Consider the following 16,088-nt stretch of genomic DNA (forward strand, 5'->3'; position numbering starts at 1 on the left):
TCAATCGTCTCGTCGATCTCCTCTTCGGTGAGATGTTTGACGAGCTCCTTCGACGGTCCAGGCATACTTCATACTCTCGCTCAAATATTACAAAGTTTTCGACGGTCACTATCGGCGACCGCGAGGAGCCCGCGAGGGAGTCAGTCGTCCGGAGCGAAGCGGAGGACGACTGACGAGGCTGGGGAGGTGTGAGGTGCGGTTGCGGTGCTGTGCGGGTGGGACTCAAAGGGGCAGCCGCGAGGCGGTCACAGGCGACGCAAGCACTAGAAGGAGCGAGCAACGCGAGCGACTGAAGCGCGCAGCGAGCGTGTGACCGCCTCGCGGCTGGGGCTTTGCAGGCATTCACCGCCGTTCTGCCACCAGCAGCTGCATATAATTGAGCGGCTGGGGATGTAGAAGTGGACACCGCGGCAGTAATCGATTATAATCGATCGCCAATTCATTCCACGACCGCGAGCGCGACGCCTTCCACGTCTCGCACCCCGACCACCTGGTGTCGCCAGCCGTCGCCGGCGTCGACGCAGAGCGTGCCGGCCGCGGTGACGGCCACGGAGATCCCGGGGCCGTAGCCGAGCGCGACGGTCTCCTCGTCGACCGGGAGGTCGGCCGGTCGCCACGTCTCGTCGTCCCACGCGTCGGTTCCACTCGCAGACGCGTCGGCCGCGTGAACGAGGAGCTCGCCCTCGACGACCGTCATCGCGTGGCCGTCGCCGTCGGCCGCGACCGCCTCGGCCACCCCTTCCAGCGCCGTCATCCAGCCGTTGCCGAGCCAGTAGAGCCCGGAGGCGGTCGCCGCGAGGGGCATCCCCGCGCCGGCGATGTCGCGCGCGTCGTCGAGGCCGACCGCGGTGAGCGCGCGGGCCGCACTCGCGTCGGTCGCGGCGGCGCCGTCGCCTTCGGCGACCCGATACACCCCGTCCGCGGCCGCGACGAGGGGGCCGTCTATCGCGCGCGGCTCCGACACGGACCCTACTCGCGTCGTCTCCGGGTCGGATCCCACGTCATCGACCGCGATCCGATCGATCCCGCCCTCCTCTCCGGCGACGAGGAACGCGTCGTCGTGGACGCCCACGGCGACGACGGAGTCGGACGTGACACGGTCAAAGTCGAGTTCATCGCCGCCGACGCGGCCGACGCGTAGGCCCTCGACGGTCGCGAATCCGACGAGGTCAGCCCCCCGGTCGCGGGGGAGCACCGCGACGTCGCGGGCCGACTCGCGGGCGACCATGTCGAACGCGCCGACCTTGTCGGCCGACAGCGCCACCCGGACGACGCCGCTCCCGGTGGCGACGTACGCGTCGGTGCGACCCGCCGTCCCGGCGTACACGCGCTTCTCCTCGATCGAGATGTCGTCCTCCGCGGGTGCCATCGGCCGGGGATTCGAGCGGGGGTCCCATAAGCCCCGCGCGCCGGGGGCGGGGGAGCCGAGCGGGCGGCGCTACGCAGGTCGCGGGCGCGGGCGCCCCGTGACCCGGCCACTGCACGCCGGTTTCGACGCGCATTAGGTCGGCGACCGCGTACCGCCGGCCGTGCAACCGGTCGCCGCCGAGGTCGTCGCCCTGCTCGCCGAGGTCGCCCCGCGGCTCGCGCGGATCGCGGCGTTCATCGCGATCGGCGTCTTCGCCGCCAACGTCGCGGTCGCGTTCGGGCTGATCCGGTACGTCGCCGGGCTGGCCGGGTGGCTCACCCGGCCCGCGAACCTCCCCGACGAGGTCGGCACCGCGATCCTCACGACCGCCGCGTCGACGACCGCGGGCTACGCCACGCTCGCCGAGTACCGCGAGTCGGGCCTGCTCGACGACCGGGCGACGCTCGTCGCCGTGACCATCAACACGTTCTTCGGCTTCGTCCAGCACGTGTTCACCTACTACGTCCCGGTGATGATCCCGATTCTGGGTGCCCGGACGGGGACCGTCTACGTCTCCGCGCGGGCCGGGATCGCCCTCGCGATCACCGTCACGGGGGTCCTCGCGGGCGGCGCCCTCCTCACCGAGCGCAACGTGGACCGCTCCGCCCTCGCCGATGTCGACGCGAGCGGTCCCGAGGCCGACGATCGGACGAGCCGCGAGCGCGTCCGAGAGGCGGGAGCCAAGTCGTGGTCCACCCTCCGCCGTATCGTCCCCCGGCTCGCGGTCGTATACACGCTCGTGATCGCGCTCGTCACCAACTACGACGTCGAGGCGCTGACGAGCGTCGCGGAGCCGATCACCGGGATCCTCGGGCTCCCCGGCGCCGCGGTCCCAGTGATCGCCGTCTACACCCTCGACACGACGGCCGGGGCCGTGACGCTCGCTGGCGCCGAGGCCGGCGTGTTCACCACCCGGACCGCGGTCGCGAGTCTGCTCATCGGCGGTATCCTCTCGTTCGCCGTCTCCACCTTCCGGCGCTCGATCCCCTTCCAGTACGGGATCTGGGGCGCCGAGTTCGGCACGAAGGTGATCGCCGTCAACACCGCCCTGAAGCTGGTCTTCATTTCGGCGACCGTCGCGCTGCTCCTCGTGCCGGTGTGGTGAGAGGCGGCGGGTGGAATGATACGGATATCACTACGACGGGCGGCCGCGGCCCTCGGACACACTTCATGAGACGACATGCGGTCGGCGCGCGCCTCTGAGCGCCCATCGGGCGCGAAGAGCGCGTGCGAGGGAGCCCGCGGCGGCGTTTATAACGCCGCCGCGGCGAGGCTGGGGAGGCGTGAGGCTGCGGTGTCGGTGCGGTCTCGCGAGTGAGACGAGCGGGAGCACGGAAGCCGCAGCCCGCGCGGCGAACGGAGTGAGCGAGCAGGACCGTCTTCCGATGATCGTGGCGGGACTCAAAGGGGCCGTCCTCCCGGCTGGGGTTTTGAAGTGGGTTACCGCCCATCTGCAGGTGACGATCTTCTAAAAGCGATCGACACCGCATTTAAAAACTACATCCGCGACGAACGCAACGACCTCGTTTTATTCTAGGTCGAAGCGGTCGAGCCGCATGACCTTCGCCCAGGCGTCAACGAAGTCCTGCACGAACGTCTCGTCTTCGCCCTCGCTCCCGTACACTTCCGCGATGGCGCGGAGCCGGGAGTGCGAGCCGAAGATGAGGTCCAGCCGGGTGGCCTCCCACTCGACCTCTCCGGTCCCGCGGTCGATGCCTTCGTACACGTCCGCGCCCTCCGCGACGGGCCGCCACTCGGTCCCCATATCGAGCAGGTTCACGAAGAAGTCGTTCGTTAACGTTCCGGGGGTGTCGGTCAGGACGCCGCGGTCCGTGTTCTCGTAGGTGGCACCGAGCGTGCGCATTCCCCCCACGAGCGCCGTCGTCTCGGTGGCGGTCAGGTCGAGGAGGTCCGCCTTGTCGACGAGCAGCTCCTCGGGCTGGTGGTCGACGCCGTCGCCGAGGTAGTTCCGGAATCCGTCGACGCGCGGTTTGAGCGCCTCGAACGCGCCGACGTCGGTCTGTTCCTGCGAGGCGTCGGTCCGCCCGGGATCGAACGGGACCGTCACGTCGTAGCCGGCGTCGGCGGCCGCCTGCTCGACGGCGGCGTTGCCGCCGAGGACGATCAGGTCGGCGAGCGAGACGCGCACGTCGTCGGTGCGCGAGGCGTTGAACTCCGTCTGAATCTCTTCGAGGGTATCCAGTACCGCGTCGAGCTGTTCCGGCTCGTTCACGTCCCAGTCGCGCTGGGGGTCGAGCCGGACGCGCGCGCCGTTCGCGCCGCCGCGCTTGTCGCTGTCGCGGTAGGTGGACGCGGAGGCCCACGCGGTCTTGACGAGCTGTTGGCGCGTCAAGTCGGTGTCGAGGATCTCCGTTTTGAGCTCGTCGGTCTCGGCGTCGCCGATCAGGCCGTGGTCGACCTCGGGGATCGGGTCCTGCCAGATCATCTCCTCGTCCGGGACCTCCGGACCGAGGAGCCGCGACGGCGGGCCCATGTCACGGTGGGTCAGCTTGTACCAGGCCTTCGCGAAGTTCATACCGAACTCCATCGGGTTCTCCTGGAACTCCTCGATGATCTCGCGGTAGTCGGGGTCGCGCTTCAGCGCGACGTCCGTGGTGAGCATCATCGGCGTGACGCTCTCGTCCGGGTCGTGGGCGTCCGGGGCGCTGCCCTGGAGCGACTCGTCCGTGGGCGTCCACTGCCACGCGCCGCCGGGACCCTTCTTGGCCGCCCACTCGTACTCCAGCAGGTTGTCGAGGTAGCCCATGTCCCACTCGGTCGGAGAGCCGGTCCACGGGCCCTCGATCCCGCTCGTGATCGTGTCGCCGCCCTTCCCGGTGCCGTAGTCGTTCTCCCAGCCGAGGCCCTGCGCCTCGATGGGCGCCGCCTCCGGCTCGGCGCCGAGGTGCTCGTCGGGGTCGTCGGCGCCGTGGACCTTTCCGAACGTGTGGCCGCCGGCGATGAGCGCCGCCGTCTCCTTGTCGTTCATCGCCATGCGGTCGAACGTCTGTCGGATGTTCTTCGCCGACAGCTCGGGGTCGGGGTTGCCGTCCGGGCCCTCGGGATTCACGTAGATGAGTCCCATCACGGACGCCCCGAGTCCCGGCTCGATCTCGCCGGGCTCGTCGAAGCGCTCCTGCGTGTCCATCTCTGACTCCGGGCCCCAGTAGGCCGAGTCGTCGGGCTCGAAGGCGTCCTCGCGGCCGCCGCCGAAACCGAACGTCTTGAATCCCATCGACTCGATGGCGACGTTCCCGGCGAGTATCATCAGGTCGGCCCACGAGAGCGCGCGACCGTACTTCTGTTTGATCGGGAGGAGGAGCCGGCGCGCCTTGTCGAGGTTTGCGTTGTCGGGCCAACTGTTGAGCGGGGCGAGCCGCTGTCGACCGCCGTCGGCGCCGCCGCGACCGTCCGCCGTCCGGTACGTCCCGGCGCTGTGCCACGCCATCCGGATGAACAGCGGTCCGTAGTGCCCGTAGTCGGCCGGCCACCAGTCCTGCGAGCTCGTCATCAGCTCTTCGAGGTCCGCCTTCACCGCGTCGAGATCGAGCGACTGGAACGCCTCTGCGTAGTCGAAGTCGTCATCGTAAGGTCCGACATCACGGGCGTTCTGGTCGAGTGTATCCAGACTCAACTGGTTCGGCCACCACTCCTGATTGGTCTTCTGAGACATTAGGTTCGTCCGTCTTTCCCTCCACCTCGAATAAAAAGGTGTCTACTTCGGAGAGATACACAGAAAGGAGATAACCTACTTTTCAATATTGTGAAGATAGATTTCATTGCGACAAAAATGCGGTGACTTCGTTACGTGTATCAGGTGCGTTTCGGGGGTCAGACCGCCGAGATTCCCGGTGAAATCGGCTATGAAAAGTGGCACCGAATCCGGCACGGTGGTGTTGTAGGCACTCCCGAACACAGTCCGTTGTAGGCACTCCCGAACACATTCGTCTCAACACGGATGTGGAGGCGTCGCGAACGCTCGGACGCATGCCACGACTGGACGTTCGCGACATTCCGCCGATGAACAGACACGACCGGATTCACGAGGAGTTCGACGGGATGGACCCCGGCGAGACGCTCACCATCGTCAACGACCACGAACCGAAACCGCTGTACTACGAGATGGCCGCCGAGGTGCCCGCGTTCGACGAGGCGGGGTACGAGGTCCAGCGGGACGCGCCCGACGAGTTCGTCGCCGAGTTCCCGAAAGTAGAGGCCTGACGGCGGTCACTCGTCCGGTGAGACAACCGCCTCTCCGGTCACGTCGAACAACCGTGCGAGGGATCGAACGGTCACGTCGCCCTAACCCGATCGCTCCAGCGCCGCCTCGGGGCGCGCCGCTACCCGACGACGGAGGGCGGCCCCGAGGAGACGGACCGTCTCCCGCTGCTCGTCGGTGAGGTCGCCGCGCGCCTCGAGCTTGGAGACCGCCTCCTCGACCTCGCGGCGTTCGATGCGCTCGGCTCGGCGCCGGAGCCGCCGTCGGACGCGGTCCGGATCACACTGTGCGTCGGTCGGCGGGTCCGACCGCGCGTCGGAGCGTTCGAATGCCACGCTCGTGGCTCAACCCCCACGCGGGTGAGCGTTTCCTCGAACGTGTTCGGCTTCTATCCTGCGACGGGCACACACTCAAGTTCTCGCCCGGAGACACCGACGTATGGACGCCGCCCGCTTCCTGTTCGTCTCAGCCGACGCCGCGCTGATCACCGACCTCGCGTGGCAGGTCCACCGCGAGGGCCACGACGTGAAGTACTACATCGAAGCCGAAAGCGACCGAGAGATTGGCAACGGTTTCGTCTCGAAGACGGATGACTGGCGCGCAGAAGTCGACTGGGCGGATGTCATCATTTTCGACGATATCTGGGTCGGTTCCGATATCGGCACGGGCGAACTCGCCGAGGAGCTCCGTGAGAAAGGGAAAGCGGTCGTCGGCGGGACGCCGAACACCGATCGTCTCGAAGAAGATCGCGGCTACGCGATGGAGATTCTCGAAGAGCACGGTGTCAACACCGTTGAACACCACATCTTCCACGATTTCGACGCGGGCATTCAGCACGTGCAGGAGAATCCAGCCCCGTACGTCATCAAGCCACTCGGGGAAGTTCAGAACGTTAAACGACTGCTGTACGTCGGGAATGAGGACGATGGCAGCGACGTTGTAGAGGTGCTTCACGCCTACAAGAAGGCGTGGGGACACCGGATGAAGGGCTTCCAACTTCAGCGGAAAGTCGAAGGTGTTGAGATCGCCATCTGCGGGTTCTTCAACGGGAACGAGTTCATTGATCAGGTGAATTTCAATTTTGAGCATAAGAAATTATTCCCAGGGAACATCGGTCCTTCGACTGGCGAGATGGGGACCTCGATGTTCTGGGCGGGCCAGAACAAACTCTTCAAGCAGACCTTCGGGAACATCGAAGATTGGCTCGCGGCCGAGGGCTATGTCGGAAGCATCGACATCAACTGTATCGTGAACGAGAACGACATCTACCCGCTGGAGTTCACGCCGCGGTTCGGGTACCCGACGATCGCGTTACAGGAGGAGTCGATCGAGTCATCTACCGGGGAATTCTTCTACGATCTCGCGCACGGCAACAAGCCAGCGGTAGACGTTCACAATGGGTACCAAATCGCCGTTCGAGTCGTGCTCCCGCCGTTCCCGTTCGACGACGAGAAGACGTACGACGAGAACTCTCGGAACGCGGCCGTGGTGTTCGAAACGGAGAGCCGCGACGGCATCCACATCGAGGACGCGAAGAAGGTCGACGGTCAGTGGCGGGCCGCCGGCGAGAGCGGGATGCCGATCGTCGTCACCGGTAAGGGCGAGACGATGCAGGGCGCGCGCGAGCAGGCGTACGACCGCATCGACGACGTCGTCATGCCGAACATGTACTACCGCGACGACATCGGCGAACGGTGGGTCAACGGCGACGGCGACCGACTGCTCGCGTGGGGGTACCTCGGGCCGGAGTGAATCCGGTACCGGCGTCGGGATTTGGCGCTGATCTCACCCGGTCGGTCGTCAGTTCCCACCGGCACTGATACTCAGGAACTCGAAGTTCGGGCTCCGGCTGTCGAATCGGGAGAGCGAGAACGGTTCGGTCGGGAAGGGCGACTCCTCGTCGGCCACGAGACACCGGAGGAGCCGCCCGGCGACTGGCGCGGTCATCACGCCGCGTCCGTGGAACCCCGTGGCGATGACGAGCCCGTCGGGAGTGTCCGCCGGTGCGTCGATTATCGGTCGGGTGTCGGGGGTCGCCCCGTCGATTCCCGCCCAGCCGTCGACCACACGGAAGGCGTCATCCGTTCGGAGGACTCGCGGAACGAGCGCCGCGACGTGGTCGCGAAACGCCTCATCGGCGCTCTCGCTCGCTGCCGCGGGGTCGTCCTCGGCGGACGACCAGCCGCCGACGAGGAGGTCCCCGTTCCCCTCGCGTCGGAAGTAGACGTGTTCCCCGGGGATCCACCCCATCGGGAACGAGTCCGGTATCGGCGACTCCGGACGGAGAACCAAACACTGCGTCCGGTACGGTCGAACCGGAGTTTCGAGGGTGGAGCCCAGTAACTCGTTAGCACGCCATCCGGTCGCCACGACGACGTCGTCGGCGCGTATCGTCCCGTGGTCCGTCTCGACACCCTCGATCTGCTCGCCGTCAGCCAGGATCTCCGTCACGGTCACGCCGGTCTCGACGCGCGCGCCGCGCGCCTCGGCGTCGGACTGCAGCGTCGTCGTGAGCGTGTACGGGTCGAGGTGGCCGGTGTCCGTGAACCGAACGGCGCCGACGAACGGTGACGCGTCGATCCAGGACCACCGACGCTCGACCGCTGACGCTTCCATAAACGCGACCTCAACGCCGCTCTCCCGAAGACGGGTGACACGGGCCCGCGCCGCGTCCTCGCGGTCGGGCGTGACGAGCTCCACGCTCGGCGTCTCTGTGTACTCGAAGGCGCCCGTCCCGTCGTAGGCCCGGAAGAAGTCGGTCGCGAAGTCGGCGATCTCCGGGTGGTCCGTGTAGGACGGCTCCATCGTCACCTCGCCTGCCGCGCGGGCCGTCGCTCCGCTCGCGATCTGGTCGCGTTCGAGCAGGAGCACGCGGTGGTCGGACGCGAGTTCCCGAGCAGCGGCGCAGCCGATCACGCCGCCGCCGACGACCACGACGGACGGTCGGTCTTCTCGCCCGCTCTCGGGGAGTCCGAACGGTTCGTCCGTCTCCCCGAGCGTCTCGTTCGTCATGGGTTATTCGGCCGTCCGGAGCCCCGATTCGAGGGCGTCAACTGCGCGTTCGAGCTCCGCTCTGTCGATGGTGAGCGGCGGCTGGAACCGGAGCACGTTCTTGTGGTAGCCGCCGACGCCGATCAGGACGTTGTGCTCGTCACGCATGTGCTCGCGGACGGCGGTCGCGGCCTTCTTCGCGGGCGTCCGGTCCGCGTCCGCGAGGAGTTCGACGCCGTACATGAGACCGAGACCGCGCGTCTCGCCGACCGAGTCGTACCGCTCTTCCAGCTCCGCGAGACGCGGACCGAGCCACGACCCCTGTCGGTTCGCGTTCTCGACGACTCCGTCTTCTAACTGGTCGATGTTGGCGAGCGCGGCCGCACAACAGACGGGGTTGCCGCCGAACGTGGAGAGGTGGTCGCCCGCCTCGAAGCTGTCGGCGATCGCCGCGGGCGCCGTGAACGCGCCGAGCGGGAGTCCGTCGGCGATCCCTTTCGCCTGCGGCATGATGTCGGGGACCACGTCGAACTGCTCGCTGGCGAACATCGTGCCCGTTCGGCCGTACCCGGTCTGCACCTCGTCGACGATCAAAAGCCCGCCGTGGTCGTGGGCGATCTCCTTCGCGCGCTGCAGCCACCCCTCCGGCGGGACGACGATCCCCCCTTCGCCCATGACGGGTTCGACGACGACGGCGGCCAAGTCCCCCGAGGTGTGCGTGCCGATGACGCGCTCGAGCTCGTCCGCACAGTCGCTCGAACACGTCTCGTCACAGCGGTCACACCGGTACGCGTACGGCGCGGGCGCGTGTGCCACGTCGTTGATGGTCGGTGCCATCCCCTGCTTGTAGGCGCTGTTTCCGGTGAGCGCGAGGCTTCCGAGCGTCCGCCCGTGGAACGCCATCTCCAGAGCGACGACCTCCTTGTTGCCGGTGTGTTTCCGCGCGAGCTTCACCGCGCCCTCCACCGCCTCGGTGCCCGAGTTACAGAAGAAGGTCTTCTGGAGATTCCCCGGTGTGATCTCGGCGATGCGTTCGGCGAGCTCGCCGACCGGTGCGTTCCTGTGGACGTACGAACAGGTGTGAACGAGCCGATCGAGCTGGTCCTTCGCCGCGTCGACGACCGCGGGATCGTTGTGTCCGGCGTTCGTCACCGAGATTCCGGCGAACACGTCGAGGTACTCCTCGCCCTCCGGCGTCGTCATCGTCGTGTCCGACGCCCGCTCGATCGCGAACGAGTCGTACCCCTTCGCGATCGGCATCACGTAGTCGTCGTACTGCGATTTGACCGTTTCACTCGACGGGCTGCCCGCTGTCGACTCTGCCGTCGTCGCGGGATCGGGCTGGTTCGACATGGTTAGTCGTACTGGTGGTCGACCGCACGGAACGCGTCTTCAGCGACCTCTAAGGCGTGATCGACTTGCTCGCCCGTGTGGCTGTAGGTGGTGAAGAACCGCTCGCCCTGCAAGGGGTTCCCGAAGAGGACGCCGTCGGCCGCGGCCTCGAGCCACCAGTCGGCGAACCGGTCGGTGTTCGCGTGCCACGTGTCGCGGTACGAGTGGATGTCGTGATCGGTCATGTACACCTGCCCCATCGAGCCGACGTGTTCGACGTTGACCGGGAGCCCGACGTCGTCGGCGGCCTCCTGCAGCCCGGTGAACAGCTTCTCGCCGAGGCGATCGATGTGTTCGTACACGTCGCGCTCGTCGAGGATCTCCAGCGTCTTCAGGCCGGCCGCGGCCGCGACCGGGTGGCCGTTGTACGTCCCGCCGTGGAACGCCGAGGAGTTCCACTTGGAGGCCTCCTTCTTTTTCGGCGGAATGATCTCTTCCATGATGTCATCTCGACCGCCGAATCCGGCGACCTGGTAGCCTGCCCCGGCGGCCTTCGCGAACGTCGTCATGTCCGGCGTGACGCCGAACCGGCCCTGCGCGGACTGCGGGCCCAGCCGGAAGCCGGTCATCACCTCGTCCCAGATGAGGACGATGTCGAGCTCCTCCGTCAGCTCGCGGAGGAATTCGTGATAGCCGTCACGCGGCTTGAGACAGCCGCACGAGAACATCACCGGTTCGATGATCACGGCCGCCATGTCGTCGGCGTGCTTCCGGAGGATCTTCTCGGTCGCCTCCTTGTCGTTGAAGGGGAACGCGACGACCGTCTCGCTCACCGCGTCGGGGATGCCCGTCCCGTACGACACCGTGTTCGGCTCGTCCTCCGGGCCGAGCGCCTCCTCGCTGGCGTAGACGCTCTGCAGCGCGTAGTCGTGCGCGCCCGCGTATCCTCCCTCTGGCTTAGCGATCTTCTCTTTCCCGGTGTAGGACCGCGCGACTCGGAGCGCGTGCATCGTCGCCTCCGTGCCGCTGTTCGCCATCCGAACAGATTCGATGGACGGGACCATTTCGCAGACCTTCTCCATGAACTCGATGGCGACTGGCTGGGGCGTCGCGGTCAGGTCGCTCTTCTCGACCTGCCGTTTGACGGCGTCCTGGACCTCGGGGTGGCCGTGTCCGAGGATGATCGGACCGAGCGCTAGGAGGAAGTCCAGATACTCGTTGTCGTCCATGTCGTAGACGTACGAGCCGTCCGTCTCCTCTATGTAGAACGGGTACGGGTCGAACGAACGAACGTTCGATTCGACCCCGAGCGGCGTTACGTTCGACGCGCGCCGGTGAAACTCCCGGCTCTTCGACGTCTTCTCTTCCAACGGGCGTGCATGGTCGCGCTCCTTGTCACCGAGGCTCATCGGCGTAGCTGACGAACGGGTGGAAGATAAATCTTTGGCAAACACAATCTGAGGCCGAAATAGATACGGTAATTCGTGTTATTCTCCGGCAACAGTTCGAGACAGCGGGAGCACGAGTCCCTTCGGACCGCCGCCCGCCTTCCTGATCTCTCTGAGGGTCAGCTCAATAACGTGGAAGTCGCGGTCGGTGAGAGCGGCGCGCACCTCGTGGTTTCCGGAGGGGAGGAGCAGGGTCCCGGGATCGACGACGATAGCACTGGTCGCTCGATTACGCTGTTCCCGCATCGGTACCGAGACCGTTTCGATGCCCCGGTCGTGGAGCACGTCGAGGAACTCCGGAGGAACGGCCTCGGAGTAGACGAGCGCGAGATCGGGTGCGACCATGCCGAACACCAAAGCGAGATGCGTCTGGCCGGTACTCTCCGTGCTACCGAAGATCGGCACCTCGACCACGTCGACCCCGAACGTCTCCAAGACGGTCCGAACCTGTCGGATCCCGGCCGCGTTGGTGGTCTGCGATCGACCGATAGCGACGGTTTCTTGGTCGATCCACACCATGTTTCCGGCCTCGAAGCCGCCGTCGCCGTGAACGGTGTGATAGATCGGCGCTCCCAGCTCCGTCATGCGCTCGGAGAGCCGACGTTCCTCCCCGTGTCGGGTCTCCTCCACCATCTTCCCGATCACGATTCCGCCGCCGATCGCGAACCCGACGTCGCGAACGAAGAGCGATTCCGCGAGGCTCCCCATCACTCCCTCGAGCGTGAGCACTTCGACGCCGTGTGCCTCCAGTTCCGTCACGAGCGAACGGTGCTCTTTGGCGGCTTTCTCCTGACGCGGCAGCCCATCCCAGTTCCACGCGTCCGGATCGACGACCGATTTGAACTCCTCGCCAGGCTCGTGGACCAGCACCTGCTCGAGCGAGCCGTACTCCGATCTGACGGACGGTTCGAGATCCCAGATGCCGTTCATTCGTCTATCCGCAGCGTGTGTTCTTCCTTCACGCTCCGGAGCGCCACGTCGGTCGCGGTGCTCTCGACCCCCTCGTACTGACCGATCTCCCGCAACAGATCGGTCATCTCCTGGCGGTCGGCGACGCGGACCTTCAACAACAGGTCCGCGTCGCCCGTGAGTTCGTGGATCTCTTGGATCGCCGTCACCTCGACGAGGCGTTCGGCGACTTCCGACGACCGACCGGCCGTCGCCTCGATCCGGATGAAGCCGACCTCGTTGCGTCCGAGGAGCTCCGGGTCGAGCACCGCGCGGTAATCGCGGATGTACCCCTCTTCTTCTAACGCCTTCGTTCGCTCGTGGATGGTCGCCGTTCCCATGTCGAGCCGCCTCGCGATCTCAGAGAGGGCCGCCCTACCGTCGACCTGAAGAATAGCGAGGATCTTCCGATCGACCTCGTCGATGTCCATGTACGGCGGTTCGACGGCTGGATCCCTATGTGTTTTGTTTGGCTGCACGAGTTTATTCGTTGGTACGAGATCGTCCATAATAATATTTCCTCAAGCGCGGATCTTCTCGTAGGTTTGTCTGTAAGTATCGAGTACGCCCAAACATATTTCATGTGGGGTGTGGTACGCCAACGGGAGAATGGGACGCGATAGCAACAATCGGGCGTCGGGCATCGACGCGCAACTGGTTCAGCGGGTCCGCCGCAACCAGTGGACCGGTGCGGTCGTCAACCTCGCACCGAGCGCGTTCTGGCTCGGCGTGTTCTTCTTAGCACCGCTCGCCGTGATGTTCTTCTACAGTTTCGGGGAACGAGGCGCGTTCGGCGAAGTTCTGCTGGCGACCGAAAACCTCGGACTCCAGCAGTACCGCCGGTTCTTCGTTCCCGAAGGCCTCTCGGTGCTCGGGGCAGTCTGGACGACGACCGCGTGGCTGATCGACACGGTGATTCCCGGAACGCAGTCGCTCGCGTCGACGCAGCCGACGCCGTACGTCAGGCTGCTGTTCAAGAGTATCGGCTACGGGATCCTTGCGACGGTCGTCTCCTTCGTCGTCGGCTACCCGATGGCCTACTACATCGGTCACATCGCGCCCGAGGAGTACCAGAACCTCCTCGTCGTGCTCGTCATCCTCCCCTTCTGGGCCTCCTTCCTCGTCCGCATCTACGCCATCCAGCTGCTGTTGTCGGCCAACAGCGTGCTGATGAGCGCGTTCGCGCTGCTTCCGTTCGTCGAGCAAGGAGTGACACTGATGAACTCGCGGTTCGCCGTCCTCCTGGGGCTCGTCTACATCTGGATCCCGTTCATGATCCTCCCGGTGTACTCCAGCATCGAGGAGATCGACTTCACGCTCCAAGAGGCGGCGATGGACCTCGGAGCGGACCGTTTCGAGGCGTTCTATCACGTCATCTTCCCGCAGTCGAAACCGGGCGTGATGGCGGGGAGCATCCTCGTGTTCATCCCGAGCGCGGGCGCGTACGTGATCCCCGAACTCCTCGGCGGCACCGACAGTCAGATGATCGGCAACTTCATCGCCGACCAGTTCGGATCCGCCGGCCACTGGCCGCTCGGAGCCGCGGGAGCGTTCGTTCTCATGGGAGTCATGCTACTCAGCATCGCCGCCTACCAGCGCGGGGGAGGTGATCTCGCATGATGAGCGCGTTCCGTCGAGCGCGCGCGTCGCTGTTCGAGCGCGGTTCCGGGGTCCTCTTGGCCCAGACGGCGTTCGTGTACCTGTTCCTCTACCTGCCGATCGCCGTGCTGATCACCCTCTCGTTCAACGACTCGCGGTACGCGGTCGTCTGGCAGGGGTTCACGACGAAATGGTACACGGCACTGCTGCAGGGCGAGACGGTCGCTCGGGTCGACCCGACCGCCGCGTGGAACGCGTTCATGAACTCGGTCGGGATCGCCGCGGCGACGGTCGTCATTAGCACCGTATTCGGGACGATGCTCGCGTTCGCCCTCGACCGCTACGAGTTCCCCGGCAAGCGGCTGTTCACCGGCGTCGTGTTCATGCCGATCATCATTCCGAGCATCGTGATGGGGATCTCGTTGCTGTTGTTCTTCAACATCATCGGGGTCCAGTTGGGGATCGGCACGGCGATCATCGGTCACGTCGCGTTCGGGATCAGCTTCGTCGCGGTCGTCGTCGCCGCGCGACTGCAGACCTTCGACCAGACGATGGAGGAGGCAGCGATGGACCTCGGCGCCAACGAACTGGAGACGTTCCGGTTCGTGACGCTTCCGATGATCAAGCCGGGGATCTTCGCGGGCGCGCTGCTCGCGTTCGCGATGAGCTTCGACGACTTCGTGGTTACCTTCTTCATTATCGGGCAGGAGAACACGCTCCCGATCTTCTTCTTCGGAATGGTCCGGCAGGGGATCTCGCCCGGCGTCAACGTCGTCGCGGCGCTGATCATCGTCGTCACCATGGCGCTCGTCGCCGTCGCCCAATGGTTTCAGGGACCGACGTGGTGAATTATGTGAAATATATGCGACTGAACGCATGATCTCCCGAAATATTTATGGTGTGGTGTCGCAGTTGGAGAAAAAGAGACACTGACAACCCATGCCACAACAGCAATCCACCAGCGATCGGCGAACGTTCCTCCGGACCACCGGTGCCGTCTCGGCGGCCGGACTCGTAGGACTCGCGGGATGTAGCGGCGGAAGCGACGGCGGCGACGGCGGGAGCGGAGACGACGGCAGCGACGGCAGCGACGGCAGCGACGGCGGCGGCAGTGACGGCGGCGGCGGCGGCAGTGACGGCGGCGACGGGGAGATCGAAGACGAGCTCCGTGTCTTCCAGTGGGGCGACTACTGGCCCGACGGCTTCGTCAGCGGCTTCGAAGAGGAGTACGACGTCTCCGTCTCCGTCTCGCTGTACTCCTCGAACGAGGAGATGTTCAACGCGCTGAACGCGGGCGGAACGGGTCAGTACGACCTGATCTTCCCGAGCGACTACATGGTCAACGTCCTGAACGAGCAGGACATGATCCAATCCCTCAACCTCGACGCCCTGTCGAACTTCGGGAACCTCTCCGAGATGTTCGAAGAGGCGCCGTACGACCCGGGCGAAGAGCGTTATTCGGTCCCGTACCAGTGGGGCACCTCTGGGATAGCGTACAACGAGGAAATGGTCGGCGACATCGAGGTGACCTCCTGGGAGACGATGTGGAACGAGGAGTTCGGGGGGCAGATGTCGATGCTTGACGACGTGCGCGAGACGATGGGCGCAGCGCTGAAGTACCTCGGCTACTCGCTCAACACGACCGAGGAGTCCGAGATCGAGGAGGCGAAGGAGCTGCTCATCGAGCAGAAGGACCTCCTCGCGACGTACGACTCGTCGAACTTCCCGACGAACCTGATCAACGAGCAGCTCAGCCCACTCCACGCGTGGTCCGGCGGCGCGTTCCAGGCGTACTGGGAGACGTTCGAGGACGGGAGCTCCCCGATCAACTACGTCATTCCGGAGGAAGGCGGCGTCGTGTGGGTCGACACCGCGGCGATCACGGCGGAGGCGCAGAACGTCAACGCGGCGCACGCGTTCATCGACCACTTCCTCGACGCCGAAGTCGGCGCCGAGATCACGAACTACACGTACTACGGGAGCCCCAACGAGGCCGCCGAGGAGTACATCCTCGACGACGTCCTCAACAACGAGTCGATCTACCCCGACGACGAGACGATGAGCAACCTCGAATACATCGAGAACATCGGTCAGGCGACGACGCTCTACAGCAACGCCTGGCAAGAGATCAAGAGCGCCTGAG

Annotated in this window: 14 protein-coding genes; 6 read left to right on the plus strand and 8 right to left on the minus strand. The window is 65.5% G+C overall.

The genetic code is table 11. The features are described 5' to 3' along the window. Positions 1-439 precede the first annotated feature (439 nt). Positions 440-1,369 carry a hypothetical protein gene (locus OQF71_RS00740; RefSeq protein WP_280585144.1) on the minus strand — a complete coding sequence of 310 codons (930 nt, stop codon included), beginning with the start codon at positions 1,367-1,369 and terminating at the stop codon, positions 440-442. A gap of 160 nt (positions 1,370-1,529) precedes the next feature. Between OQF71_RS00740 and OQF71_RS00745 the strand changes: the two genes are divergently transcribed. Then, positions 1,530-2,513, plus strand: a complete 984-nt coding sequence (locus OQF71_RS00745) for a nucleoside recognition protein (RefSeq protein WP_280585146.1) — start codon at positions 1,530-1,532, stop codon at positions 2,511-2,513. Positions 2,514-2,936: 423 nt separating this feature from the next. Here the strand turns inward: OQF71_RS00745 and katG are convergent, their stop codons facing one another. Continuing rightward, positions 2,937-5,081, minus strand: a complete 2,145-nt coding sequence (gene katG / locus OQF71_RS00750; protein WP_280585147.1) for a catalase/peroxidase HPI — start codon at positions 5,079-5,081, stop codon at positions 2,937-2,939. A 314-nt stretch (positions 5,082-5,395) separates the two neighbouring features. Between katG and OQF71_RS00755 the strand changes: the two genes are divergently transcribed. Then, positions 5,396-5,629, plus strand: coding sequence for a DUF2249 domain-containing protein (locus OQF71_RS00755; protein WP_280585148.1), 234 nt, complete (start codon positions 5,396-5,398; stop codon positions 5,627-5,629). A gap of 81 nt (positions 5,630-5,710) precedes the next feature. On the opposite strand, the gene OQF71_RS00760 is transcribed toward OQF71_RS00755, so the two are convergent. Continuing rightward, a complete protein-coding gene (locus OQF71_RS00760) occupies positions 5,711-5,962 on the minus strand; it encodes a glutamyl-tRNA reductase (protein WP_280585149.1) in 252 nt (83 codons plus the stop codon). A gap of 103 nt (positions 5,963-6,065) precedes the next feature. Here OQF71_RS00760 and OQF71_RS00765 point away from each other — a divergent pair, with 103 nt between their 5' ends. Beyond that, a complete protein-coding gene (locus OQF71_RS00765; RefSeq protein ID WP_280585151.1) occupies positions 6,066-7,379 on the plus strand; it encodes a phosphoribosylamine--glycine ligase in 1,314 nt (437 codons plus the stop codon). Between the two features lie 48 nt (positions 7,380-7,427). Here the strand turns inward: OQF71_RS00765 and OQF71_RS00770 are convergent, their stop codons facing one another. The 5 genes from OQF71_RS00770 to OQF71_RS00790 form a co-directional block, all read right to left on the minus strand. After that, the gene (locus OQF71_RS00770; RefSeq protein ID WP_280585153.1) at positions 7,428-8,639 is read right to left on the minus strand and encodes an FAD-dependent oxidoreductase; all 1,212 of its coding nucleotides are present in this window, start codon (positions 8,637-8,639) and stop codon (positions 7,428-7,430) included. Between the two features lie 3 nt (positions 8,640-8,642). Beyond that, positions 8,643-9,878, minus strand: coding sequence for an aspartate aminotransferase family protein (locus OQF71_RS00775; protein ID WP_280585208.1), 1,236 nt, complete (start codon positions 9,876-9,878; stop codon positions 8,643-8,645). A 95-nt stretch (positions 9,879-9,973) separates the two neighbouring features. After that, positions 9,974-11,359, minus strand: a complete 1,386-nt coding sequence (locus tag OQF71_RS00780) for an aspartate aminotransferase family protein (RefSeq protein WP_280585154.1) — start codon at positions 11,357-11,359, stop codon at positions 9,974-9,976. A gap of 78 nt (positions 11,360-11,437) precedes the next feature. Continuing rightward, a complete protein-coding gene (locus tag OQF71_RS00785) occupies positions 11,438-12,328 on the minus strand; it encodes an arginine deiminase family protein (protein ID WP_280585156.1) in 891 nt (296 codons plus the stop codon). Then, on the minus strand, positions 12,325-12,777 hold the full coding sequence (locus OQF71_RS00790) for an Lrp/AsnC family transcriptional regulator (RefSeq protein ID WP_280585157.1): 453 nt from the start codon (positions 12,775-12,777) through the stop codon (positions 12,325-12,327). Before OQF71_RS00790 ends, OQF71_RS00785 begins: the two co-directional genes overlap by 4 nt. 178 nt (positions 12,778-12,955) lie before the next feature. On the opposite strand from OQF71_RS00790, the gene OQF71_RS00795 reads away from it, so the two are divergent. The 3 genes from OQF71_RS00795 (at position 12,956) to OQF71_RS00805 (ending at position 16,087) form a co-directional block, all read left to right on the plus strand. Further along, complete coding sequence (locus OQF71_RS00795) at positions 12,956-13,966, plus strand: ABC transporter permease (protein ID WP_280585159.1); 1,011 nt, start codon at positions 12,956-12,958, stop codon at positions 13,964-13,966. Beyond that, positions 13,963-14,793: an ABC transporter permease gene (locus OQF71_RS00800; protein WP_280585160.1), complete on the plus strand. Its 831-nt coding sequence runs from the start codon at positions 13,963-13,965 to the stop codon at positions 14,791-14,793. Before OQF71_RS00795 ends, OQF71_RS00800 begins: the two co-directional genes overlap by 4 nt. A gap of 91 nt (positions 14,794-14,884) precedes the next feature. Further along, positions 14,885-16,087 (plus strand): extracellular solute-binding protein, encoded by a 1,203-nt coding sequence (locus tag OQF71_RS00805; protein WP_280585161.1) that lies wholly within the window; start codon positions 14,885-14,887, stop codon positions 16,085-16,087. Position 16,088: the final 1 nt, after the last annotated feature.

The organism is Halorubrum sp. Boch-26 (assembly GCF_029889805.1).
Taxonomy (GTDB): Archaea; Halobacteriota; Halobacteria; order Halobacteriales; family Haloferacaceae; genus Halorubrum.